Origin of the sequence: Paraburkholderia flava (assembly GCF_004359985.1) — a bacterium.
GTDB classification, from domain to species: Bacteria; Pseudomonadota; Gammaproteobacteria; order Burkholderiales; family Burkholderiaceae; genus Paraburkholderia; species Paraburkholderia flava.
Genome location: NZ_SMRO01000003.1, coordinates 938,354 through 959,126, shown reverse-complemented (window position 1 = coordinate 959,126; position 20,773 = coordinate 938,354). Strand labels below are relative to the sequence as shown.

At 64.4% G+C, this 20,773-nt stretch carries 22 protein-coding genes; 3 read left to right on the top strand and 19 right to left on the bottom strand.

The features are described from left to right. Positions 1 to 27: 27 nt before the first annotated feature. The 6 genes from E1748_RS26770 to E1748_RS26750 all read right to left on the bottom strand — a co-directional run bounded on the left by E1748_RS26770 (position 28) and on the right by E1748_RS26750 (position 4,050). Positions 28 to 1,341 (bottom strand): sensor histidine kinase, encoded by a 1,314-nt coding sequence (locus E1748_RS26770; RefSeq protein WP_240766800.1) that lies wholly within the window; start codon positions 1,339 to 1,341, stop codon positions 28 to 30. Between the two features lie 8 nt (positions 1,342 to 1,349). Then, complete coding sequence (locus tag E1748_RS26765) at positions 1,350 to 2,090, bottom strand: response regulator (RefSeq protein WP_133650275.1); 741 nt, start codon at positions 2,088 to 2,090, stop codon at positions 1,350 to 1,352. Between the two features lie 7 nt (positions 2,091 to 2,097). Next, complete coding sequence (locus tag E1748_RS31590; RefSeq protein WP_166653633.1) at positions 2,098 to 2,247, bottom strand: hypothetical protein; 150 nt, start codon at positions 2,245 to 2,247, stop codon at positions 2,098 to 2,100. Beyond that, positions 2,244 to 2,615 carry a GFA family protein gene (locus E1748_RS26760; protein ID WP_133650274.1) on the bottom strand — a complete coding sequence of 124 codons (372 nt, stop codon included), beginning with the start codon at positions 2,613 to 2,615 and terminating at the stop codon, positions 2,244 to 2,246. The genes E1748_RS31590 and E1748_RS26760 overlap by 4 nt, the downstream gene beginning before the upstream one ends. 448 nt (positions 2,616 to 3,063) lie before the next feature. Then, positions 3,064 to 3,480 (bottom strand): universal stress protein, encoded by a 417-nt coding sequence (locus tag E1748_RS26755; RefSeq protein WP_133650273.1) that lies wholly within the window; start codon positions 3,478 to 3,480, stop codon positions 3,064 to 3,066. 132 nt (positions 3,481 to 3,612) lie between these two features. After that, complete coding sequence (locus E1748_RS26750; RefSeq protein ID WP_133650272.1) at positions 3,613 to 4,050, bottom strand: DUF3331 domain-containing protein; 438 nt, start codon at positions 4,048 to 4,050, stop codon at positions 3,613 to 3,615. A gap of 372 nt (positions 4,051 to 4,422) precedes the next feature. Here E1748_RS26750 and E1748_RS26745 point away from each other — a divergent pair, with 372 nt between their 5' ends. Beyond that, positions 4,423 to 5,085, top strand: coding sequence for a TetR/AcrR family transcriptional regulator (locus E1748_RS26745; RefSeq protein ID WP_133650271.1), 663 nt, complete (start codon positions 4,423 to 4,425; stop codon positions 5,083 to 5,085). Positions 5,086 to 5,143: 58 nt separating this feature from the next. On the opposite strand, the gene E1748_RS32030 is transcribed toward E1748_RS26745, so the two are convergent. After that, a complete protein-coding gene (locus E1748_RS32030) occupies positions 5,144 to 5,770 on the bottom strand; it encodes a hypothetical protein (protein WP_205965300.1) in 627 nt (208 codons plus the stop codon). Positions 5,771 to 6,072: 302 nt separating this feature from the next. Here E1748_RS32030 and E1748_RS26735 point away from each other — a divergent pair, with 302 nt between their 5' ends. Beyond that, positions 6,073 to 7,695 carry an NAD(P)/FAD-dependent oxidoreductase gene (locus E1748_RS26735; protein ID WP_133650270.1) on the top strand — a complete coding sequence of 541 codons (1,623 nt, stop codon included), beginning with the start codon at positions 6,073 to 6,075 and terminating at the stop codon, positions 7,693 to 7,695. 94 nt (positions 7,696 to 7,789) lie between these two features. On the opposite strand, the gene E1748_RS26730 is transcribed toward E1748_RS26735, so the two are convergent. The 11 genes from E1748_RS26730 to E1748_RS26680 form a co-directional block, all read right to left on the bottom strand. After that, positions 7,790 to 9,217, bottom strand: coding sequence for a Do family serine endopeptidase (locus E1748_RS26730; protein ID WP_133650269.1), 1,428 nt, complete (start codon positions 9,215 to 9,217; stop codon positions 7,790 to 7,792). A 41-nt stretch (positions 9,218 to 9,258) separates the two neighbouring features. After that, positions 9,259 to 9,711: a hypothetical protein gene (locus E1748_RS26725; RefSeq protein WP_240766799.1), complete on the bottom strand. Its 453-nt coding sequence runs from the start codon at positions 9,709 to 9,711 to the stop codon at positions 9,259 to 9,261. A 7-nt stretch (positions 9,712 to 9,718) separates the two neighbouring features. Continuing rightward, a complete protein-coding gene (locus tag E1748_RS26720) occupies positions 9,719 to 10,618 on the bottom strand; it encodes a peptidylprolyl isomerase (RefSeq protein ID WP_133650268.1) in 900 nt (299 codons plus the stop codon). Positions 10,619 to 10,646: 28 nt separating this feature from the next. Beyond that, the gene (locus E1748_RS26715) at positions 10,647 to 11,117 is read right to left on the bottom strand and encodes a YbaB/EbfC family DNA-binding protein (RefSeq protein WP_133650267.1); all 471 of its coding nucleotides are present in this window, start codon (positions 11,115 to 11,117) and stop codon (positions 10,647 to 10,649) included. Beyond that, the gene (locus tag E1748_RS26710) at positions 11,114 to 11,698 is read right to left on the bottom strand and encodes a YbjN domain-containing protein (RefSeq protein WP_133650266.1); all 585 of its coding nucleotides are present in this window, start codon (positions 11,696 to 11,698) and stop codon (positions 11,114 to 11,116) included. The genes E1748_RS26715 and E1748_RS26710 overlap by 4 nt, the downstream gene beginning before the upstream one ends. Positions 11,699 to 11,752: 54 nt before the next feature. Next, positions 11,753 to 12,469, bottom strand: coding sequence for a hypothetical protein (locus E1748_RS26705; RefSeq protein WP_133650265.1), 717 nt, complete (start codon positions 12,467 to 12,469; stop codon positions 11,753 to 11,755). A gap of 8 nt (positions 12,470 to 12,477) precedes the next feature. Next, complete coding sequence (locus E1748_RS26700; protein WP_133650264.1) at positions 12,478 to 14,310, bottom strand: putative porin; 1,833 nt, start codon at positions 14,308 to 14,310, stop codon at positions 12,478 to 12,480. Positions 14,311 to 14,402: 92 nt separating this feature from the next. After that, complete coding sequence (locus E1748_RS26695) at positions 14,403 to 15,101, bottom strand: TonB family protein (protein ID WP_133650263.1); 699 nt, start codon at positions 15,099 to 15,101, stop codon at positions 14,403 to 14,405. 12 nt (positions 15,102 to 15,113) lie between these two features. Beyond that, complete coding sequence (locus tag E1748_RS26690; protein WP_133650262.1) at positions 15,114 to 15,521, bottom strand: ExbD/TolR family protein; 408 nt, start codon at positions 15,519 to 15,521, stop codon at positions 15,114 to 15,116. A gap of 25 nt (positions 15,522 to 15,546) precedes the next feature. Further along, a complete protein-coding gene (locus tag E1748_RS26685) occupies positions 15,547 to 17,352 on the bottom strand; it encodes a DUF2341 domain-containing protein (RefSeq protein ID WP_240766798.1) in 1,806 nt (601 codons plus the stop codon). Positions 17,353 to 17,409: 57 nt separating this feature from the next. Continuing rightward, positions 17,410 to 19,056: a ShlB/FhaC/HecB family hemolysin secretion/activation protein gene (locus E1748_RS26680; RefSeq protein ID WP_133650261.1), complete on the bottom strand. Its 1,647-nt coding sequence runs from the start codon at positions 19,054 to 19,056 to the stop codon at positions 17,410 to 17,412. A gap of 466 nt (positions 19,057 to 19,522) precedes the next feature. Here E1748_RS26680 and gspK point away from each other — a divergent pair, with 466 nt between their 5' ends. Further along, positions 19,523 to 20,512, top strand: a complete 990-nt coding sequence (gspK, locus tag E1748_RS26675) for a type II secretion system minor pseudopilin GspK (protein ID WP_240766797.1) — start codon at positions 19,523 to 19,525, stop codon at positions 20,510 to 20,512. Between the two features lie 28 nt (positions 20,513 to 20,540). Here the strand turns inward: gspK and E1748_RS26670 are convergent, their stop codons facing one another. Continuing rightward, positions 20,541 to 20,759, bottom strand: a complete 219-nt coding sequence (locus E1748_RS26670) for a type II toxin-antitoxin system prevent-host-death family antitoxin (RefSeq protein WP_133650259.1) — start codon at positions 20,757 to 20,759, stop codon at positions 20,541 to 20,543. Positions 20,760 to 20,773: the final 14 nt, after the last annotated feature.

Genomic DNA, 20,773 nt, shown 5'->3' with positions numbered 1-20,773 from the left:
CGTGGTGTGCGCGAAGGCATCGCTAGCTTAGCTGCCCTCGCGCACCGCCTTCAACGTGAGCCGCGCCTCAAGCCCGCCGCCGTCGCGATTGTGTAGCGACAACGTCGCATCGAGCGCCTGCGCGAGCTGCCGCGCGATCGCGAGACCGAGACCGGTGCCGCCCGTCTGCCGGTTACGCGACGACTCGATCCGGTAGAACGGTTCGAACACCGCGTCGAGCTGCTCGGCCGGAATGCCGGGGCCGCGATCGAGCACGGCGATCGTCACCGGCCCCTTCGGCGCACCGGATACTTCAAGCGACGCGGCCCCACCGAACTTCAGCGCGTTGTCGACGAGATTCACGACAATCCGCCGCAACGCCTGCGGACGCGTCACCACCGCGACCGGCTGCGGGTTCTCGTACGTGACCGTGTTGCCTGCGTCCGTGTAGTCGTAGACGAGGCTATCGAGCAGCGCATCGAGATCGATCCGGCACGGCGCCTCGACGGTACCGTGCAGCGTACGCGCGTAGGTCACGCCCTCCTTCACGAGGGTTTCCATTTCCTGCAGATCCTGGCGCAGCTTCGTGCCCTGTACGTCGTCGTCCATCACGTCGACGCGCAAACGCATCCGCGTGATCGGCGTCTGCAGGTCGTGCGAAATCGCCGCGAGAATCTGCACGCGTTCGGCGAGATACATTGCGATGCGGTCCTGCATCGCGTTGAATGCACGCGCGGCACGCGCGACTTCCGACGGACCATCTTCGCGCAGTCGTGCTGCCTTCAGATCGGGGCCGAGCGTATCGGCGGCCTCCGCGAGTTCGTGCAGCGGACGCGTCGCGAGGCGCACCGCGATCCAGCAGCACGCGGCCAGCACCGCGAGCTGCAGCACGAGCACCAGCAACAGCCAGGGCGACAGCGGCACCGACGACATCGGATGGATGTCGATCGTGAGCGGCGAGCCGTCGGTGAGACGCAGATGCACCTGGAAGTGTTCGGTGTCGCCGGGCACTTCGTTCGCGGTCATCGGGTACTCGGCACCGATGCCGTCGGAGATCGAGCGCTCGACTCGTGCGGACAATCGCGCGCCCGGCGGCGTACCGGTGACGCCGGGCCCGAGCACGAACTGGTAGCTGCGCCGCTCAAGTCTCGGCAACCACGCGGCGCGCTGCGCGGCCGGCAGATGATCGAGCAGCGCGACCGAACTCGCGACCTCGCGTTCGATGTAGCCCATCATCATGTTGGTCGTCGCCTGATCGCGCTCGGTCATCGTGAGCCAGAACGACAGCCCTTGCGCAAGCGCGAGACCGACGCAAAGTATCAACGTGAGCCGCGCAAACAGCGAGCGCGGCCAGCGCCACATGAGCGGCCTCATGATGGATCGCCGACAACGTCGACCGCCGCCGAGAACACATAACCCTCGCTGCGCAGCGTCTTGATGTAGCGCGGTTCGCGCGCGACGTCGCGCAGACGTTGACGCAGACGGCTCACCAGCAGATCGATCGAGCGGTCGAACGGATCGGCCTGGCGTCCCTGCGTGAGATTAAGCAGTTGATCGCGCGTCAGCACGCGCTGCGGATGATCGAGGAACACGCGCAACAGTCGATACTCCGCGCCGCTCAGCGCGACCATCGTGCCTTCGCTATCGAGCAGGTGCCGCGCGGTGGTGTCGAGTCGCCAGTCGCCGAAACCGAGCAGCGGCGCAGTTTCCGCGACCTGCATGCCGGGCGGCAGCATGCGCGTGCGGCGCAGCACCGAGCGGATCCGCGCGAGCAGTTCACGCGCGGCAAACGGCTTCGTGAGGTAATCGTCGGCGCCCATTTCGAGGCCGACGATGCGATCGGTTTCTTCGCTGCGCGCAGTCAGCATCAATACCGGCACCGTGCGGAATTTGCCGGCGCGCAGTTCGCGGCACAGCACGAGGCCATCTTCGCCGGGCAGCATCAGGTCGAGCACGATCAGGTCGGGCGCGCCGTTGTCGAGCGCGGTGCGCATGTCGCGGCCGTTCGCCGCGAGCGACACGCGCATGCCGTTTTTCTCGAGGTAGCCTGCGAGCAGTTCGCGGATGCCGCGGTCGTCGTCGACGATCAGTACGTGGTCTATCTTGTCCATCGCGAAATCATACCGTGCGGTTCGTGGTCCCGTTACGGGTGCCGTTGCGACGCCGCAGCACGCCGCTTGCCGGCACCATCGAGCATTGCAGCGGATGTGCGAGTTCGGCCGCGAGACCGCCCGCGAGAAAAGCGAGGATCGCGACGAGCCGCTTCATGCGCCCTCCACGATGGACAGGCTCGCGCCGTTGGCGACGCTTGCTTCGAGCGCATACGGATCGATGCCGTCGAGACAGCCCAGATTCACGCGCCACATGTCCGGCTTCGTCCGCGTCTGATGAAACGGATAGATGCCGCAGTGCTTGCAGAAATAGTGCTTCGCGACCTGCGTGTTGAACTGGTACAGCGACAGCGCATCCGCGCCTTCGGTGACGTGCAGATCGCCGACCGGGACCATTGGCGACATCAGCGCGCCCTTGCGTCGGCACAGGCTGCAGTTGCAGCGCGTCGCGGGTGTAACGGCGGTACGGACTTCGAATTTAACGGCCCCGCAATGGCAGGACCCGTGCAGCAGCGATTCGCTCATGGTGCGCTCCAGTTCAGTCGATGAACGCTTTATAGCGCAATGCGCGCCGGCCGCCGAGGGGGTTGTGTATCTCAATGTATCTGGTCGGTTGGTGGATACAAAACATTGCCTGCGGTGGGGGTGAGGGATACGTGCGGGTGGGTTTCAGGCGGTCGTACGGAACAATGGGCCTCGTTCGACCTAAGGAATGCGGGGAGAGCTTCGCTGATTCGGGTTTGGGCTGTCGCGATGGGCCCGTTATGAGGGCGATGCGCTTTTGCTCGGGATGATGAGCGTGTGTGCGTTTACAGATGCAAACGTGGGCTCGCGATCAGGCTTGGCGATTAAACGATGCGTTGGATCGTCAACGGCATACATGTCGCGCCGACGATTATGCAGAGGAATGGAAAGCGACGGTTCGCCGCTAAGGCGTCGCCGCGTGCGGACTCACCACGCCCCGTATAACAAGCTAATGCAGCATCGTGACCGGCGTGCCCATCAACCGCCACAACCCCGCCAGCAACGCAAAGCGACGCAACATGCTGAAGTGGCTCGCATCGATCACGACGACGTCGGACTGCTTCTGCTTCGCGTAATCGGCGATGGCCTTCGCGCCGTGACCGAACACGCGCTTCCATTTGTACGGAACGCCTGCGTCCTCGAGGATCGAACGCGTTTCGATCAGCGCGCCCGACATCCCGAGTTTTTCGTGAAGGCGCAGCGAGTCGCGTGAACCGGCGGCGACGCTGCGTCCTTCGTCGGCGGGTTCGAGCACTTCGAGCAGTTCCACTTCGGCGACGCATTGCTCGAGGAACAAGAACGCCGCGTGGCGCGCGGCGAGTACCGCGCCTCCACGATCGACGACAGGAATCAGTAACCGCAGCATCCAGACTCCGATTTCGACAGACGAAAGTTGTCAGAAGGCTCGATTTCAGCACATGACGGATCTATGCGCTGCAAAAGCTCGGAGGGGCTGCGTAAAGATCGGATAAAGGCCCGGCGGCAACTGGCTGCGGACTCAAACGATCTCGTCGAGAAACACTGCGAGAATCATCGCGTCTTCGTTGATCGGCGGAGGATCGCTCCGGCGCGGCCGATAGATCGCGTCGCCCTTGCGCACCGGCTGCCCGCTCAGCGCGCACCGGCCCTTCCTGCGCGCGAGCGCCGCTCGCCAGACCTGATCGCCGTACGAGCCCAGACGCGAATCGCTCCACGACACGACCGCCGTTCGCGGACCGATCCGGTCGATCACCGACACGGTGACCATCGAGACGTCCTGTACGTTCGATCCGGACGCCTGCGACAACGCCCGCACCGGTGCACGGCTGCGCTTGCGATCGGCGGCGCCGGCACGAACCACCGCATTCACCTTTGCTACCGCGACGCCCACCATACCGGTATCGAGCAGACTCACGGCCCATTGCCACGCGTCCATCGGCATGCTGCTGTTACTCACGATTCACCTCGTTTGATGAAGTGCCTTCGCTTCGCTGAACGACGCACGCGGCGCCGGATGGGATGCGTCTTCGGCAGGGCTATGCGTCGAATGTGTCGAATACGTCGATAGTCGATGCGCACCGGCGCACGCGCTCCGCACGGCCGATAAGGCACCGCGCGACACCGCTGCCGGGTTGCGAACGAATATTCATCTACTGATGAATTAATGCATGGTACGGTCCGGCGACCGATCTGTCAAACGGGCGGGTGTGAGGTGACGTACGGGTACAAACCCAGATAGGCAGGCGTAGGGGTCATGCGGTTAAACTTGTGCCGCTGCGATCGACACACATGCAGTCGACGTAAAAATCAGTAAGGACCCCATTCGACAATGACTGCTGGAGACACCGAAAAAAGCCGGGCCAAACCTGTGCGACGTGCACGCGGGCGACCCGCGTCGTGCAGCACGGTCGGCGCGGATGCGTTGCTCAGAAGTGCGCGCGAAGCGTTCGCGCGGCAGGGATTCGAAGCGACGAGCATCCGCGACATCGCGCGGCGATGCGGCGTCGATTCGGCGCTGATCGCGCATCACTTCGGAACGAAGGAAGGACTGTGGATGGCGGTCGTGATGCAGATCGCCGGAGAGACCATGTCGATGGTCGACAGCATGAAGACACTACGGGACTGCGCCGATCTCACCCCGCGCGAGCGGTTCGAGAAAGCGATCGCGTTGTTTGTGGACCGGGTGTTTGCATCACCCGACGTCGGGATGTTCATCTCGACTGCCGCGACCGAAACGGGCGATCGTCTCGATGCACTGACCGAGCACCTGATGCGCCCGTGCTATGGGGTGTTTATCCCGCTGCTGAAGGACTTGATTGCATCCGGCGAGATCGCGAAGCAGGACCCGTACGTAGCGTTATCGCTGCTCGTCAACGGGATCGGGAAAACAGTCGCGTATAGCCACGTGATGCTGCCGTTCACGTCGCTGCCGAAGCGGCCCGCCGCGTTCAAGGCGGCGGTGCTGGCTTCGGCGCTGCGTCTGTTGAATTAGGCTTATACCAAGGGCACGCGACCCGGTACTTCCACCGCGAGCCTTCCAGCACCACGCATTACGAACGCGCAGGACGCCCCGTCTTGACGGTTTCGACTGCGGCAATCGCGGCCAGCAGCTGGTGTGCCGGTACGGATTCGAGCAGTCCGAGCCCAGCTCGCAACAGTTCGCTCTTCTTCACGACGACGCCTGCGTCGAGGCACTTCTGCTTCAACGCCGCGATCTTGTCGTAATCGGATTTCGGCATCGTGAAGCTGTCGCGCACGACCTTTTCCTTCTTCGAGCGCTTGACCTTCACTTCGACCGGTGCCGGTGCGGGAGCTGCGGGTTTCGCGGCCTTCGGGGCTTTTTCTGCTTTCAGCGCTTTCGGTACCGGCTTCTCTACTTTCAGCGCTTTCGGTACAGGCTTCGCTGCTTTCAGCGCCTTCGGTACGGGCTTCTCTGCCTTTAGCGCTTTCGGCACGGGCTTAACCACCTTAACGGCCTTCTTGACCGGTGCTTTCACGGTCTTTGCGGTCGTGGCCGTCTTCACGGCACGCGGCTTTTTCACCGCTGCTTCGGCTGCCGGCTGATTCGATTTAGCCGCTGCGCGCGGCGCTTTCTTCGCGGGGGCCGCGGCTTTCTTCGTTGCGGCTGCGGTTTTGGTCGCGGCGCGGGGAGTACGTGTAGTACGGGTGGCGTTCAAATCTACCTCCTGATCGATAAACAATATAAACAGTATATATCGTTTATTTGTGAATCAGAAATGCGCGAAAATGCCTGGAGCATAGCGCGCAGCAGTATTTGCGGCGGGTACTACGGCTTGCGACTGCACGACCTGGTCAGCGCGACCAGCATAGCCGATCTCCGCCTGCATCGACACGGTCAAAATCGGCTCGCCACAGCAGCCTTCGCGCTTCCCCGCGCAGCCGCTTTCATTCGAAAACCCGCCGAACCTATAAAATACGGATTCACCACGATTCCCGGGGCAACCGCACCCCAGCACCCATGCTACGTTTAAGCGAAGTCAAACTCCCTCTGGACCATGCCGAAAGCGATCTCGACGCCGCGGTTCTCGCGCGCCTCGAGGATCTCGGCGTAGCGGCAGACGGCCTCGTCCGTTACACGGTCTTCCGCCGTGCGCACGATGCGCGCAAGCGCTCGGATATCAAGCTGACGTACATCGTCGACGTCGAAGTCCGCAACGAAGCAGCCGTGCTCAAGCGGATCGCCGGCAAGCCGCATTGCGCGGTGACGCCCGACATGACATACCGTTTCGTCGCGCAGGCACCCGAGCACACGACCCACCCGCGTCCGGTGGTGATCGGCATGGGACCGTGCGGCCTGTTCGCGGGACTGATCCTCGCGCAGATGGGGTTCCGTCCAATCATCCTCGAACGCGGCAAGGCCGTGCGCGAGCGCACCAAAGATACCTTCGGCCTGTGGCGCAAAAGCGTGCTCAACCCGGAATCCAACGTGCAGTTCGGCGAAGGCGGCGCCGGGACGTTTTCCGACGGCAAGCTGTACAGCCAGATCAAGGATCCGCATCACTACGGCCGCAAGGTGCTCGACGAATTCGTCAAGGCCGGCGCACCGGAAGACATCCTGTACCTGAGCCGGCCGCATATCGGCACGTTCCGCCTCGTCAGCATGGTGGAAAAGATGCGCGCGACCATCCACGAACTGGGTGGCGAAGTGCGCTTCGAAACGCGCGTCGACGATATCGAAATCGATCAGGGCAAGGTGCGCTCGCTGCAGCTGTCGAACGGCGAAACGCTGCGCTGCGATCACGTGGTGCTGGCCGTCGGCCACAGCGCGCGCGACACCTTCCAGATCCTGCACGATCGCGGTGTCTATATCGAAGCCAAGCCGTTTTCGCTGGGCTTTCGGATCGAACATCCGCAGGGGCTGATCGATCGCAGCCGCTTCGGCAAGTTTGCCGGTCACAAGGAGCTTGGCGCGGCCGACTACAAGGTCGTGCACCATTGCAGCAACGGGCGGGCTGTCTACAGCTTCTGCATGTGTCCCGGCGGCACGGTGGTCGCAGCGACCTCCGAACCCGGCCGGGTAGTCACCAACGGCATGAGCCAGTATTCGCGCGCCGAGCGCAACGCGAATGCGGGCATCGTCGTCGGCATCACACCGGACGACTATCCCGGCGGACCGCTCGCAGGCATCGCGTTCCAGCGCAAATGGGAAGAGCGCGCGTTCGAACTCGGCGGCGGCAATTACCAGGCGCCGGGTCAACTGGTCGGTGATTTTATTGCGGGCCGACCGTCGACGTCGCTCGGTTCCGTGGTGCCGTCGTATAAGCCGGGCGTGCACCCAACCGATCTCAGCACCGCGCTCCCCGACTACGTGATCGAAGCGATCCGCGAAGCACTCCCCGAGATGGATAAAAAGATCGCCGGCTTCGCGATGCACGATGCGGTGCTCACCGGCGTGGAGACGCGCACATCGTCGCCGATCCGGGTTCGACGCAAGGACGATTACCAGAGCATGAACGTCGAAGGTCTGTATCCTGCCGGCGAAGGTGCGGGGTATGCGGGCGGGATCTATTCGGCGGCTATCGATGGGATCGAAGTCGCGCAGGCGGTGGCGCTGAGTCTGACGTCGGGGTCGACATCGTAAGTCGGTGGTGGCCCGTGGTGAGCTGCGGTCGCGGCCTGTAGGTACCTGATGTGCGTGCCCTGTTTGCCACGTAGCACGAACGGCTCAGCCAGCATCAACCCGCATCGACCGGCACATACAGCCGCGACGCACCGCGCTGAATCAGCAGCGCGACGCTGCGGCGCGTATCGCCGACGCGGGTCGCGAATTCGGCCACCGTCGCGACCGGCGCATCGTTGACTGCCAGCACGATGTCCCCTGCACGCAGCCCGATCCGCGCGGCACGACCAGCAACGCGCTGGATCAGCAGCCCGTGATCGAGTTGCGACTGCTGTTGCTCCTGCGCGGTCAGTGGACGCACCACGAGCCCCCATTCGGACGGTAGCGCGGCTTCGGCCGGCGTGGCACCGCCATCGCCAGGCACCGCGCCAACGGTCGCCGCCAGCAGCACTGCGCCGCCCGAGCGCCACACCAGCAGATCGACCCGCGTACCCGGCCGCAGCTTCGCGACCCGCCCCAGCAGATCGCCGGAATCGTTCACCGGCACGCCATCGAGAGCCTGCACGACGTCGCCCGCGCGCAGCCCCGCCGCCGCAGCGGGTCCGCCCGGCTCGACCATGCTGATCAGCGCGCCGTCCGGGCGTGTCAGCCCGAACGAGCGCGCGAGCGACTGGCTCAGATCCTGTGACGCGATGCCGAGCCGTCCACGGCTCACGCGTCCGGTGCGCAGCAGTTGATCCTTCACGTCGAGCGCGACATCGATCGGCACCGCGAACGACAGCCCTTGATAACCGCCGGTCTTCGAATAGATCAGCGAGTTGATCGCGATCACGCGTCCGTTCAGATCGAACAGCGGGCCACCCGAATTGCCCGGATTGATCGGCACGTCGGTCTGGATGAACGGCACACCGGTCTCGCCGGGCAGCGAGCGCGAACGCGCGCTGACGATGCCCGCCGTCACCGTATTCGCGAAGCCGTACGGCGAACCGATCGCCATCACCCAGTCGCCGACCTCGACCTGCGCCGGATCGCCGGTGACCACCGCGGGCAGATTCTGCGCATCGATCTTCACGAGCGCGATATCCGACACCGCATCGCTGCCGACGACCTTGCCCTTGAATTCGCGCTTGTCGGTGAGCTTCACGTCGACGACCGACGCATCGCCGACCACATGACGATTCGTCAGCACGTAGCCATCCGGACTCACGATGAAGCCCGACCCGAGGTTCACTTCCTCGCGATTGCCGATCACGCGACGCCCGAAAAACGGCGCGAGCGGATTGTCGGGCGACATGCCCGGCGGAAGCTGCACACCGATCTGCGTCACCTCGCGCGTCACGCTGATGTTGACGACGGTCGCGCCGTAGCGTTTGACGAGTGTCGAGAAGTCCGGCAACACGACGCGCGGGCGTTCGGCAGCGGCGCTGTTCATCTCGGCCGACGCCGCGGCCGAAGCCATCGCTGCTGTCGCATCGAGCGACGCGATCAACGAAGCGCCGTACAGTGCAGCGAGCACGATCCATCGCAGGTTCGGTTTTCGCATGTCGTATCGCTTTCGAAAAACGCCGGCCGCGAACGCGCCGGTCAATGCACCGGCGGCAGCGCGACAGGCGGCGCCGGACGCTGCGGCTGCGCGGACTTGCCCCAGTTCGAACCGAACCGGTTGCGCTCGGCGGACAGGTTAAACGTGCCGACGCGATTCGACGGCTGCGTGGCGAGCGCTTCCGCCGCGCTTTTTCTGTCGACGCTCGTGCCGCCTGCGGTCGCGTCTTCCGGTGTAGCGGCCGGCTTGAGTTGCCGGCTCAGGCAGTCGTACGACAGCGAGCGCACGCCATCCACTTCGGCGTCGACGCACAACGGCTGCTTCGCGGACGGCGTCGACGATGCAGATGCAGCCTGCGCGAATGCGTGGCCGGACGGGAACGCGATTACCGCCAGCGTGCAGATGAACACCATGCCTACGTGCATCCACAGCGAAGCCGCCGCAGCACGCACACCGCTCACGTACATGACGAATCGCGGCAGGCGGAGGTTCATTGCGAACTCATTGCGCGGAAGCCAGCGCTTTCCTGAGCGCGTCTTCATCGATCGAAGCCGCACCAGGGCCCGCGAGCTTCGCGAGGTAGGCCTGCGCATTCTGCTGAGCACGCTGTTGCCGCAGCGACGCACGTACCTGCTCCTTCACGTCGGCGAGCGGCCGCAACACAGGCGCACGCACGTCGATCAACCGGACGATGTGAAAACCGCTCGCGGTTGCGATCGGCGCGGACACGTCGCCGGGCTTCATCGTTGCGAGCGCCTGGCGCACCTCCGGCACGACCAGCGGCTCGGCGATATAGCCGAGATCGCCGCCGGTCACCGAGCCCGGTTTGTCCTGTGCATTCGGAATGGCAGCAGCACTCGCACTCGCCAGCGCGGCAAAATCCGCACCGGCCGCACGCGCCTTGCGGCCGAGATCGACCGCGCGTTGACGCGCCGCTTCGCGGACCGCCGCATCCGCACCCGGCGGCACCGCGACAAAAATCTGCGCGAGATGCAACGCGCGCGGCGTCATGAACACCGCCTTGTTCTGATCGTACGCACGCTGGATGTCGTCGTCGGCCGGGTAATCGGCGGGTGCCGCACTGACCGACGCCAGATAGCTGCGCACGACGACCTCGCGCTGCGCTTCGTCGATCGCGGTCTGCACCTGCGGCTGACGATCCCAGCCCTTCGACTTCGCCTCCGCGAGCACGACCTTCTGTGCGAGACGTGCGCGCACCATATTGTCGAGCGCAGCAGGATCGGCTTCGATCCGCGCGCGGTTGTCCGCGCCCAGTGTCCGGACGAAACCGGCAACGTCGGCCTGCGTGAGTGCCGTGCTGCCCGTTCCTGCCACCACGTCGCCCTGTGCCAGCGCGTGCCCCGAAACGAGCACCAGCGCGCCCCATACGATCGCCTTCATACCGCCCCCTTCATTTCCGTCGACACTCTCATTGCGCCGGCGCCAGGCCGATACGAACCACCACCGGCTGCCGCATGCCGCGCGGCGGTGCGAAGTTCATCTGCTGCGTCAACAGCGTGCGCAGGTCAGTGTCCGCTGCGTCGTTGCCGAACGACGGGAACTCGACTCGCGTTACATGGCCCGACGCATCGAACCATGCCTTCACGCGCAGCGTCGCCGGCACTTGCGCACCGGCGTTCGCACCATTGCCACCGTTGCCAACGGCCGCATCGCTCGCCGCCGCGTCGTCGCGTGCATCTAGAAACGCATTGAAGCGCTGCGCCGGTTCGCTATCGCCCACGAGCGCCGCCTGAAAATGCAGCGATACCGCCTGCGCATACGCAACCCACGCACGCGGCGCATCGCTTTCGGCAACCGGCTGCCCCTGCGCAGCCGCGTTGTGGCCAAACAGCGTGAGCACCGCAGCGAACAACATGCCGGCCGGTCCGCGCGATTTCATTGCAGCGTCGGGTTCGCGCCGTCCTTCGACGCGGTCGTTTCATCCGTTGCAGCGGTCGCGGTCTTCGCGCCGGCTGCCGCCTGTTCCGCCGCGGCAAACACCGGACGGTTGCGCAGATGCAGCAGGAACTCCTGAATCAGCCGGTCCCACAGTTCGATCGTCGAGCGGATGTGGCGCTCGCTCACGCCACCGGCCACGACGACGTCCATCTCCAGCACGAGAAACTGCTGATGCGCGGACAGTCGCGCGAAACGCTTCGTGCGATTCCATGCGGACACGAGTTCGGCGGGCAGTTCGCCCTGCACCTGCAGCGCGCAGCTCAGCGTGTAGTCGAAAAATGCGGCAGGCGCGGCGGCATCCGCTGCATCGGCCGGTGCGGGGTTGCCGAAGCGCACCGTGAAGCCGACGCCCTGGCTCGCGCTCATCAGTTGCACGCCGCCGTCGTACTCGGCAGCGGTCACGCGATAGCCTGCAGCCTTGAAGATATCGGCTAGCTGTTCGACGTGGATCGTTTCGATCGGCGTGCCGGCAAAATGCGCGGCGCCGTTGTCCTGCTGCGATTCGTTGGTGTTGGTATTCATGAGTCGGATTCTCCGGTTATCGACGCGGCATGGTGATGCACCGCAGCGGAATGTCTAGGGCGCGGATGCAGCGGACGGCGCCGCTACCGCCGACGCAGCCGCTACACCCGACGCAGGCAACGGAGCCCGCGGATCGTACTTGCCCGCATACAGACGGTCGCCATAGCCCTGCGCAATCTGATCGTACTTCACGCGTGCGCTTTGCGCGAACGGTTCGCGTGAACTGAAAATCGAACCGATGCCGACGTGCTCGTACGCGGACAACACCTCCTGCCCGACGTCGTACAGCTGCGCGTTCTTCGCCTCGCACACTTGCAGCTGCGCCGCGCGCGCCTTCAGCGCGCCCTGCTGACGCTCCTGCTCGGCACCGTGCGTGCGCAGTGCGGCGACCTGTTGCTCGTACGCGGCGCGGTATTTCGCGAGCTGCTGGCTGTCCTGCGCGCGCGCCGCCTTTTCTGCGGAGAGTTCGCGTTGCAGCGCCGCCTGCGCGTCGGGCTTGCCCTTCGACGATGCAAGCTCGGCCTGCGCGGCCTTCAGATCGGCAAGCGCCTTGTCGCGCTGCTGTTCCGCCTGCGCGCGGTCCGCCTGCGATTGCGCCTGGGCGTCCTGCAGTTCGCGCAACTGCTGCGCTGTCGTGCGCAACTGGGTGCGCAGACGCTCTTCGATGCTCTGCGCATGCGCGGGCAATGCGGCACACAGCAGCGTGCCCGCGCATACAGCGGCGCAGAGAGCACGCACGCTGACGCAGGCTGTTCCGATAACTGGCTTCATGGGGGGCCTCAGAAGCGTGCGTTCAGTTCGATCTGCAGCACGTCGATCGACACCGGCGGCCCGTACACTTCCTTCGCGCTCAGGTAACGCGCGGAGAGCCACGTGTCGCGCGCAACCGCATACGCGGCGCCGATGATGTAGCCGCGCGCATTCGTGCCGCCCAGATGGAAGTCGGGATCGGTGAACGCATCGAGCGTCGCATCAGGCTGCAGATACTTGTACGCGATCGAGAAATTCCACTGGCCCTTGCTCTTCGGATCGGGCTCGCCGATCGTCGCCTTCGCCATGTAGCCGTTCGGACCGCTACGGAAGTCCGAGCGCGTCGGATTCGCCGCGCTCGCCTCGTAGTTGTTCACGGGCAGCGTCGCCGCGCTGAACGCCTTGTTCTCGTTGTACGCGAGGTTGCGCACGTACTCGCCATCGAGTCGCACCTTCACGCGATCGGCGATGACCGTGTCCCACTGCGCCTTGATGTCGAAGAGCCGGTAGTTGAACGCCAGCCCGAACAGCTGCGGATCGGGCGTCAGACCCGGCCCGGCGTTCGGGTCCTGCGCGATGTTACGCAGCGCGATCAGCGTATTGCCGCCCTGCATGAACGCCGGTGCTTCGTTGTCGGTGCTACAGCTCTGCGCGCCGAGATACACCGCGCACGGCGACGACAACGTGCCGCGCATGTTCTGGAAGTCGTAGTACGCGAGCGCACCCTTCACGCGGTTCTGCTCGTTGATCTTCCACTCCGCGCCGAACTGCGCGCCGAACATCCACTTCGTGTCGCTGCCGGCCTTGTCGATGCTCGTCGACGGGAAGCTTTCCGCCGTGTACTGGATCGGGAACACGCCGAGCGTGCCGAACAGCGTGACGTCGGGATCAGCGGGCAACGCGTGACGGAAGTTCGCCGCGAGGCCGTCCATTTCGAGGTCGTTCGCGAACAGCAGATCCGACGAGAAGAACGGATTGTCGAAACGGCCGCCGGTGATGTTCAGCCATGCCGTCGGCTGATACGCAATGTAGGCCTTGTTCAGCCAGATGCTCTTCTTCGCGAAGCCGCCGCCTGCCGTTGCCGTCGTCGACACGGGGCCGTTGTCGTTGCCGCTCGCGAGCTGGATGCCGGCGGTGAATTCGTCGGACAGCGTCGCGGTCACACCAAGACGCGCGCGATACCGTTCGAGGTTGTTGCGGTTCTGCGTCGTGTTGAGCGTCGGCGGTAGCGACTTGGTCGTGTTCTGGTTGATGTCGTACGGGCTACCCGCGTTGATCGCCGCGAAGTTCGTCAGGCCGGTCGCGTTGCGGTTCGAATAGAAGTGATATTCGTCGCGCACGCGCAGATCGCCGTCGAGCTTGATCCGCGATACCCAGTCGGGGAACGTGTTCGGCTGCGCCCAGTTCTCGGCCTTCGCCTGCGCCATCACTTCCTGCTTCACCTCGGACTTGATCTGGTCACGCACCACCTGCGGCACGTACGGCACCGCGACGTCGCCGGGTTGCGTCGGACCGTTGACGATCGCCGCGCCTGCGACCGCCGTGCCGGCGCGTCCATTCGTTGCATTCGCCGCCCGCGCATTCGCGGCCTTCGCCTGCGCAGTCTCGGTGCGGGCTTCGCGGATCAGGTCGTTTGCACTCGCCTGGGTGATCACGCCGCGCTTCACCAGCAGGTTGATCAGGTTGATCACCGTGCTCTCGGTCGGCGATGCGCTGCCGGTCGCAGCCTGATCTTCGAGCGACTGTGCGTGCGCCGCTGTGGCGAGCACGAGACCGAGCGCCGCGACAGCGATGCGCGTGCCGCGCAGACGCGGCTCCGCGCGTTGAGGATTGCGGCCACCCCGTGCCGTCCTGATCTGCATTCCCGTTCTCCACTTGATGTCGAATTGCATGCTTTGCGTACCTGTCGTGCGATCTGTGCGTTCGGCGTGCGTATGTGTTGTCTATGCGCGCGTCAGGCCGGCGCCCGGCCGTGCAGCTTGACGAGCGCCGGATACACCGCGTTCGGCGGCGGGACCTCGTCGACCTTGCCCATCGCCAGCACCGCAGCGACGACGGCGGCGTCGAGCTTCGCGTCGCCCGTCGACTTCGCGACCTCCGCCCGCGTGATGCGCCCCGAAGGCTCCATCCAGACGTTCACGTTCATCTCGAAGCGCGAGCCGCCCGCGTCCTGCACGTTCTTGTCGCGCTCCACTGCCTGCTGAACCAGCGAGCCGATGTAGCGCGCGTAGCTCGTGTTGCCGAAGCGTCCACCCCCGCCGCTGCCGGCCATGCCCGAACCGTCGCCTGCACCGATGCCGAAGTTGTCGGTGCCGGCCTGTGCCGGCGCGTTCATCGTCATCTGCTTCGGCTGGTTGTCCGATGGCTTCGGTGTGTCGGCGGGCTTCGGTACGTCGGTCGGTTTGTCGACGGGCGTCTTCACGTCGACGGGTTTTTCAGGCGGCGGTTTTTGCGGCGGCGGAGGGGGCGGAGGCGGCGGCAACGGAATCACGGTCGTCACCTGCGGCGCTTCGGCACGCTTCACGCCGGCCGTCTGGCTCGCGAAATGCCAGATCGCCGCGGCGAGCGCGATCAGCAGCAGCACGATCACCGCCGGTTTGACGAAGCGCCACGGTCCCTTGCCTGGGCCGCCGCCGTTGTAGGTCATTTCCATGATCGACTCGCTTTAGCTCGCCTTGCTCTTGCCGGTCACGAGACCGACCTGCGACAGATCGAGACGACGCAGCAGATCGAGCACGTCCATCACGCGCTGGTACTGCACGGTCGCGTCGCCCTTCAGCACGATCGGAAAATCCGGCGACAGCGCTTTCTGCGTGCGCAGCCGGTCTTCGAGTTCGGCCATCGTCACCGGGTACGCGTCGAGAAAGAGTTGCCCCGAGTCCGCGACGGTAATCGCCTTCGTCTTCGGCTTCGCGAGGCTCGTCGCCGAACTCGCCTTCGGCAGATCGACCTTGATGCCCTGCACCGACGCGGTCGTCATGATGATGAAGATGATCAGCAGCACGTACGCCAGGTCCAGCATCGGCGTGATGTTGATGTCGTCGTAGGGCTTGTCGTCGTCCTGAACCTGCATCGCAGTTCTCCCGGTTCAATCCGTGTCAATCCGCGGCGAGCGAATGATCGGCCGAGCGGTGTGCCTCGGCGAGCCGCGTGACGAATTCGTCGACGAACACCTGCATGTTCGCGGTCACGTTCTTGTTGCGGATCAGCAGGTAGTTGTAGCCAAACAGCGCAGGAATCGCGACGAACAGACCTGTCACCGTCGCGAGCAGCGCAGCGGCGATACCCGGCGCGATCGCGTTCACGTTGACGTCGCCGGCTGCGGCGATCGCGGCGAACGTGATCATCACGCCGACCACCGTGCCGAGCAGACCGAGGAACGGACCGCCCGAAATCGCGATCGTCAGCAGCACCATCGACTTCGACAGCTTCTGGTTCTCGCGCACGAGCGTCGCGTCCATCGATGCGCGGATCGCTTCGATCGATTCGGCGGTGATCACCGTGCGTCCATTGGTATCGACGCGGCTGTGAATCTCGTCGACGCCTGCCTTGTACAGCCGGTACAGCGACGAGCGATGCAGACGTCGGCCTTCGTCGGTCTTGTCGTCCGCATGCGCGAGCCCGACCAGATGCTTGCCGGCCACCGCGCGGAAACGCTCGATGAAGAAGTTGTTCGCCTTGTCGACGGTGCCGACGTAGGTCGCCTTCGTCCACATCACGACCCACGATACGAACGCCATCAGCAGCAGGATGCCGATCACGACCCACGCATCGACGGTGACCGAATGCACGATCACACCGAAGTAACCGAAGCCGAAGCCCGACTGCTTTTCGTCAGCGCCGTAGTCGACCAGTTTCGATTCGGCGCCTTGCGACAGCGCGTCGATTGCAAGCGTTGAAGCGGAACGTGCGACCTTCGACAGACGCAGTTCGTCGATCTCGCCGGTGTAGCCCGTGAAGGTCGTCGTGCCCGCAGGCGCATTCGCGACGTCGCCGCCGACCACCGCTGCGGTATTGAGCGCAGGCAATGCGCCGGCGCTCTGCGCAACCTGCTTGCCGCCGACGTACAGCGTGAGGTTCTTGCCGTCGGCGGTGAACGCAATCGCGCTCCATTGATTCGCTGCGACGGGCTGCGTCCCGGCCACACGCACCGGCGCCGTGCCGCCGTCGATCTCGGCGAACGGCACGCCGTTGTCGAGCCCGACGAACAACGCATTCGCGCCATCGCGACGGCTGTACAGCAGCGTCTGCGGTGTCAGCGCGGCAGGCTTGACCCACGCACTGAACGTGAATGCACCACCGGCCGTCACTGCCAGCGACGGACTCGCCGGCAGGTTCAGCGGACTCGCGCCATTGAACTGCGCTGCCTTACCGACGATGCCGTCTTCGGCAATCCGCGCCGGTGCGCTCTGCGCGTTGTTCGCATACGCGGTCACGTCCTTCGGCGGGGCGCCGGCCGCGCCGTTGAAGTGATAGACGAGCGTGTAGTCCGCGTCGAATGTCTCGGCCGCCTTCGCGCCGTCCGGCGCCTTGGTGTTGCCGTAGTACATCCACAGCGGCTGCGTCGAGCCTGCAGGCAGCGACGGCACATCGATCCAGACCAGTGCGACGCCGAGCACCGGGTCGTACTGCTCGATGTGATAGTTGAGCGGCGTCTTGTCGTCGGCGGCGACGAAGCGGATGTCGGCACCGCTATCCTGCAGACCATCGAACTGGAAATTGCCCGAGTGCAGGCGAATCAACAATGGCGTACGGCCTGCGGCATCGGTAAGATTCGCGCCCTTCGGCCCGGTATCGATCGTGATCGCCTTGCGATACGACCAGTCGTTCTGCCACCACGCATGCGCCATCCCCGGCAGGCAGCCGAGCAGCACGGTCAACAGCATCAGCAAAGCACGTTTCACAATCCTCTCCCTCTCAAGCCCGCTCGTTTAACGAGCGTCGGCCAATACCGGTCCCGGTCAGAAACCGAGTCGCACATAGAAATCGAAGCGTGGGCTGTAGGCCCGCGTGTAGACACCCGAGCGCAGCGGCCAGCCGGCCTCGAAATCCGCGCTCGCGTACTTCAGCAACTTCACGCGCGTGCCGAAGCCCGCGCTCACCAGGTTGAACGACGACGTCTGCTCGGGCAGCGGGCTCAGCAGCCACAGATGCGCGGCGTCGACGAACACATGAAAACGCCACTCGTCGAGCGCGCTGCCGACATACGACGCAATCGACGGACTGCGCAGTTCGACCGAGCCGATCACGCCGCTGTCGGCGGTGTCCTCGGCCTGCATGTAGCCGCGCACGCTCGTCATGCCGCCGGCCGCGAACTGCTCGCTCGATACCAGCGGCGAGCCGGAAATCTGCACGCTGACGTGCGCGTTCGCCTGCACGTCGTGCGGCAGGTTCTGCGTGTGATTCACGTCGAACTTGCCGTACACGAAATCGGGCTGCGCGTTGAAGCGCTTGTTGTCGAATTCGTCCCACGTGCTGCCGAGACCGCGGATGCCCGCCGTCACCGACGCCGAGAACGACGTCTGCGACTGCTTCAGGTTCAGCTGGCTGTTGTACGCAAGCGTGATCGGCACGTACGTGAGCGGTGCGGACTGCGCGATGCTGCCAACGGTGCCGAAGGTGTCCGTTTCGTCGTAGTGCTTGCGGTCGATCTCGACGCTGACCGAATGCGCGTACGTGTCGGTCGACGGCAGCGTGTAGATCGCGGTGAAGCCGTACGTCGTGCCCTTGCCGAGCACATTCGTGTTGCCGAGCGACGCGACGTTGCTGTCCGAATGCAGCACCGTGGCGAGCAGACTCCAGTGCGAATCGGGGAGCGGCGCGAGGTACGAGAACGAGTAGACGCGCGCGTCGGTCGGATGCTGCGGCGCGATCAGGTAGGTTGCCGACACCACATGACCGAGCTGCCACAGGTTCGAATAACTGACCGTCGCGCTCGTGCGCAGCGACGACGTGCCGGGGCTGTTGTCGTTGTTCACGTCGAGCGTGCCGTGCAACGGATTGTGATCGTCCACTTTCAGATCCACGTCGACGGTCTGCGGCATCGCGCCCTGCTTCAGCACCGGAATCACCTGGCGATCGGCGGAGCGGTTCAGATCGCTCAATTGCTGCTGCGCCTGCGTGAAGTCCGGCACCTTGCCTTCGGCCAGCGCGGGCACCGCGTCGCGTACGTTCTGCGGCGAGTAGTACTTCGCGCCTTCGACACGCAAACGCCCGACCTTCGCCTCGACCACCTGCAGCACGATCACGCCGTTCTTCACCTGCTGCTGCGGCAGCTCGACGACGACCGACTGATAGCCTTTGTCGTGGTACACGTTCGTCAATGCATCGACCGCAGCGTTCACATCGTTGATCGAGCGGCCCGGGCCTTCGAACGGATAGACCGCCTTCTCGATGTCGAGCGATGAAAGTACCGTGTTGCCCCGAACGATGAACTCGTTCACGTCGAAGCTCGACGGATGCGTTGCCGGATCGGCGGCGGTCATCACGCCGTTCGCAGCTGTCTGCGCGTGGGCAGTGCCGGCGGCCAGTGCGACGCTTCCCGCGATCAGCGCCGATACCCAGCCAAGCCGCCTGCCAGTTGCTTCCCCGTGACTCGCGGGCGCCATCACGCCACTCCTCTCTGATTCGATTGACTGTGTCGACCCGCGTGGCGGATTCAGTGGATTTTTCAAGTCGTGCAAGATACAAATTTCTAAAGTCGGGATCGTGACCTCTTGTACGTACAGCGAAGCGTTTTCAGTTTTCCCGCATTCGGGCCGCATTTTTTACGTAGCCGGTCCCGCGCGTTTCGCTCCACGTGTCGTCCCGCGACTGGTCTGTTTCGCGGAAAGAAAATCCGGCCATCGTAGCGGCGAGCGATGTCTGTTTCGCGCCGCAATGTACGTAACTTCTGTCATCCGAAGCAAAGCGGGCGGCGGCTAATATCGAAGACCGCGAGGGATAGCGATACACACTCGGGCGCACGGGGAACGCATGCAGGCACGCCGCAGCGAAGCACGCATCGAACGACGCGCGGCGCATCACCGGCCTGTGCGAAAACGTTTAACCACGACGAAGAGGGTGACGCGCGGGGTGACACGTGTAACGACGCGCGAACGCGGTGTCGCGATCGTGACGGTGCTGTTGATCGTCGCGCTTGTGGCCACGCTTGCCGCGAGCCTGCTATGGCGCGAATGGGTCGCGGTACGCGACGTCGAGAATCAACGCGTCGCGACGCAAACAATGTGGATCGAACGCGCGGCAGTGGAATGGGCCCGCGCGGAGCTGCGGCTGCAAACGTCGACGTCGGGCATCACGCAACCGGCGCAACGCTGGGCCGCACCGGTACAAGACACCAAACTCGCCGACCTGCTGCCGGCCGACGTCGTCTCCGTGAACAGCGATCTCGAGCACGCGACGATCTCCGGCGAAGTCGAAGACGCGCAGGCCAAATTCAATCTGATGAACCTGGTGACGCGACCAGGTCCGAGCGCGCCGTTCCAGGTCGACGTGGATGGTCTCGCGGCATACCGGCGGCTACTCAGTGGCGCAGGGCTCGACCCGGCGCTCGCCAAACCGACTGCGGACCATCTGCTGCGTGCGCTCGCGATCGGGCCACGCAATGGCAATAGCAGCGACGCCGACGACTGGCCGCTACAGCCCACGTCGATCGACGATTTCGCGAGCGTGCCCGGCTACGATCCGCACACGATCAGCACGCTCGCACCGCTCGTCACGGTGCTGCCCGACACCACGACGATCAACGCGAACACCGCGTCACCCGACGTGCTCGCCGCCGCGATTCCGACGCTGACACACGGGCAGGCCGACGCGCTGATCAACCGGCGCAATACCGCTTACTTCGTCAGCACCGGCGACGTCGCGACCACGCTCTACTCGACGCTCGGCAACGGACAGTTGCCGCTCGGCTCGATCGTCGGCGTGACCAGTGGTTACTTCATCGTGCATTGCCGGATTCGTTCGGAGCGCATCAACATGCGGATGGATACGTTGATTGCGCGGTACGGGATCGGCGATTTCAGCTGGACGGTCGTGACGTGGGTGCACCGGTTGAGCGGCTGATTGTGCCGCTCATTGCATTCACCGGGTTTCACATGTCGCGTCGTTCGATGCGGGTGGATATATCCATATTGCGAAGCATGTCGATCACTGAATTCCAGTAATCGATCGGAATCAGGCATGCCACCGGCTGACCGTATTTGGTCACCATGACGGGGTGGGTATTAGCCTCTCGCAATGCCTTGGAGGGATTCCTGCTGAAGTCGCGCGTGGCCATGCTGACGGCCTGTTGCCAAAAGAATTGCTTCACCTGTCAGTCCTTGT

What these genes read in the sequence shown, in the direction of transcription:
- E1748_RS26770 (WP_240766800.1), bottom strand. Translation starts at nt 1,341, where the DNA reads ATGTGGCGCTGGCCGCGCTCGCTGTTTGCGCGGCTCACGTTGATACTT.
- E1748_RS26765 (WP_133650275.1), bottom strand. Translation starts at nt 2,090, where the DNA reads ATGGACAAGATAGACCACGTACTGATCGTCGACGACGACCGCGGCATC.
- E1748_RS31590 (WP_166653633.1), bottom strand. Translation starts at nt 2,247, where the DNA reads ATGAAGCGGCTCGTCGCGATCCTCGCTTTTCTCGCGGGCGGTCTCGCG.
- E1748_RS26760 (WP_133650274.1), bottom strand. Translation starts at nt 2,615, where the DNA reads ATGAGCGAATCGCTGCTGCACGGGTCCTGCCATTGCGGGGCCGTTAAA.
- E1748_RS26755 (WP_133650273.1), bottom strand. Translation starts at nt 3,480, where the DNA reads ATGCTGCGGTTACTGATTCCTGTCGTCGATCGTGGAGGCGCGGTACTC.
- E1748_RS26745 (WP_133650271.1), top strand. Translation starts at nt 4,423, where the DNA reads ATGACTGCTGGAGACACCGAAAAAAGCCGGGCCAAACCTGTGCGACGT.
- E1748_RS26735 (WP_133650270.1), top strand. Translation starts at nt 6,073, where the DNA reads ATGCTACGTTTAAGCGAAGTCAAACTCCCTCTGGACCATGCCGAAAGC.
- E1748_RS26730 (WP_133650269.1), bottom strand. Translation starts at nt 9,217, where the DNA reads ATGCGAAAACCGAACCTGCGATGGATCGTGCTCGCTGCACTGTACGGC.
- E1748_RS26725 (WP_240766799.1), bottom strand. Translation starts at nt 9,711, where the DNA reads ATGAACCTCCGCCTGCCGCGATTCGTCATGTACGTGAGCGGTGTGCGT.
- E1748_RS26720 (WP_133650268.1), bottom strand. Translation starts at nt 10,618, where the DNA reads ATGAAGGCGATCGTATGGGGCGCGCTGGTGCTCGTTTCGGGGCACGCG.
- E1748_RS26715 (WP_133650267.1), bottom strand. Translation starts at nt 11,117, where the DNA reads ATGAAATCGCGCGGACCGGCCGGCATGTTGTTCGCTGCGGTGCTCACG.
- E1748_RS26710 (WP_133650266.1), bottom strand. Translation starts at nt 11,698, where the DNA reads ATGAATACCAACACCAACGAATCGCAGCAGGACAACGGCGCCGCGCAT.
- E1748_RS26705 (WP_133650265.1), bottom strand. Translation starts at nt 12,469, where the DNA reads ATGAAGCCAGTTATCGGAACAGCCTGCGTCAGCGTGCGTGCTCTCTGC.
- E1748_RS26700 (WP_133650264.1), bottom strand. Translation starts at nt 14,310, where the DNA reads ATGCAGATCAGGACGGCACGGGGTGGCCGCAATCCTCAACGCGCGGAG.
- E1748_RS26695 (WP_133650263.1), bottom strand. Translation starts at nt 15,101, where the DNA reads ATGGAAATGACCTACAACGGCGGCGGCCCAGGCAAGGGACCGTGGCGC.
- E1748_RS26690 (WP_133650262.1), bottom strand. Translation starts at nt 15,521, where the DNA reads ATGCAGGTTCAGGACGACGACAAGCCCTACGACGACATCAACATCACG.
- E1748_RS26680 (WP_133650261.1), bottom strand. Translation starts at nt 19,056, where the DNA reads ATGGCGCCCGCGAGTCACGGGGAAGCAACTGGCAGGCGGCTTGGCTGG.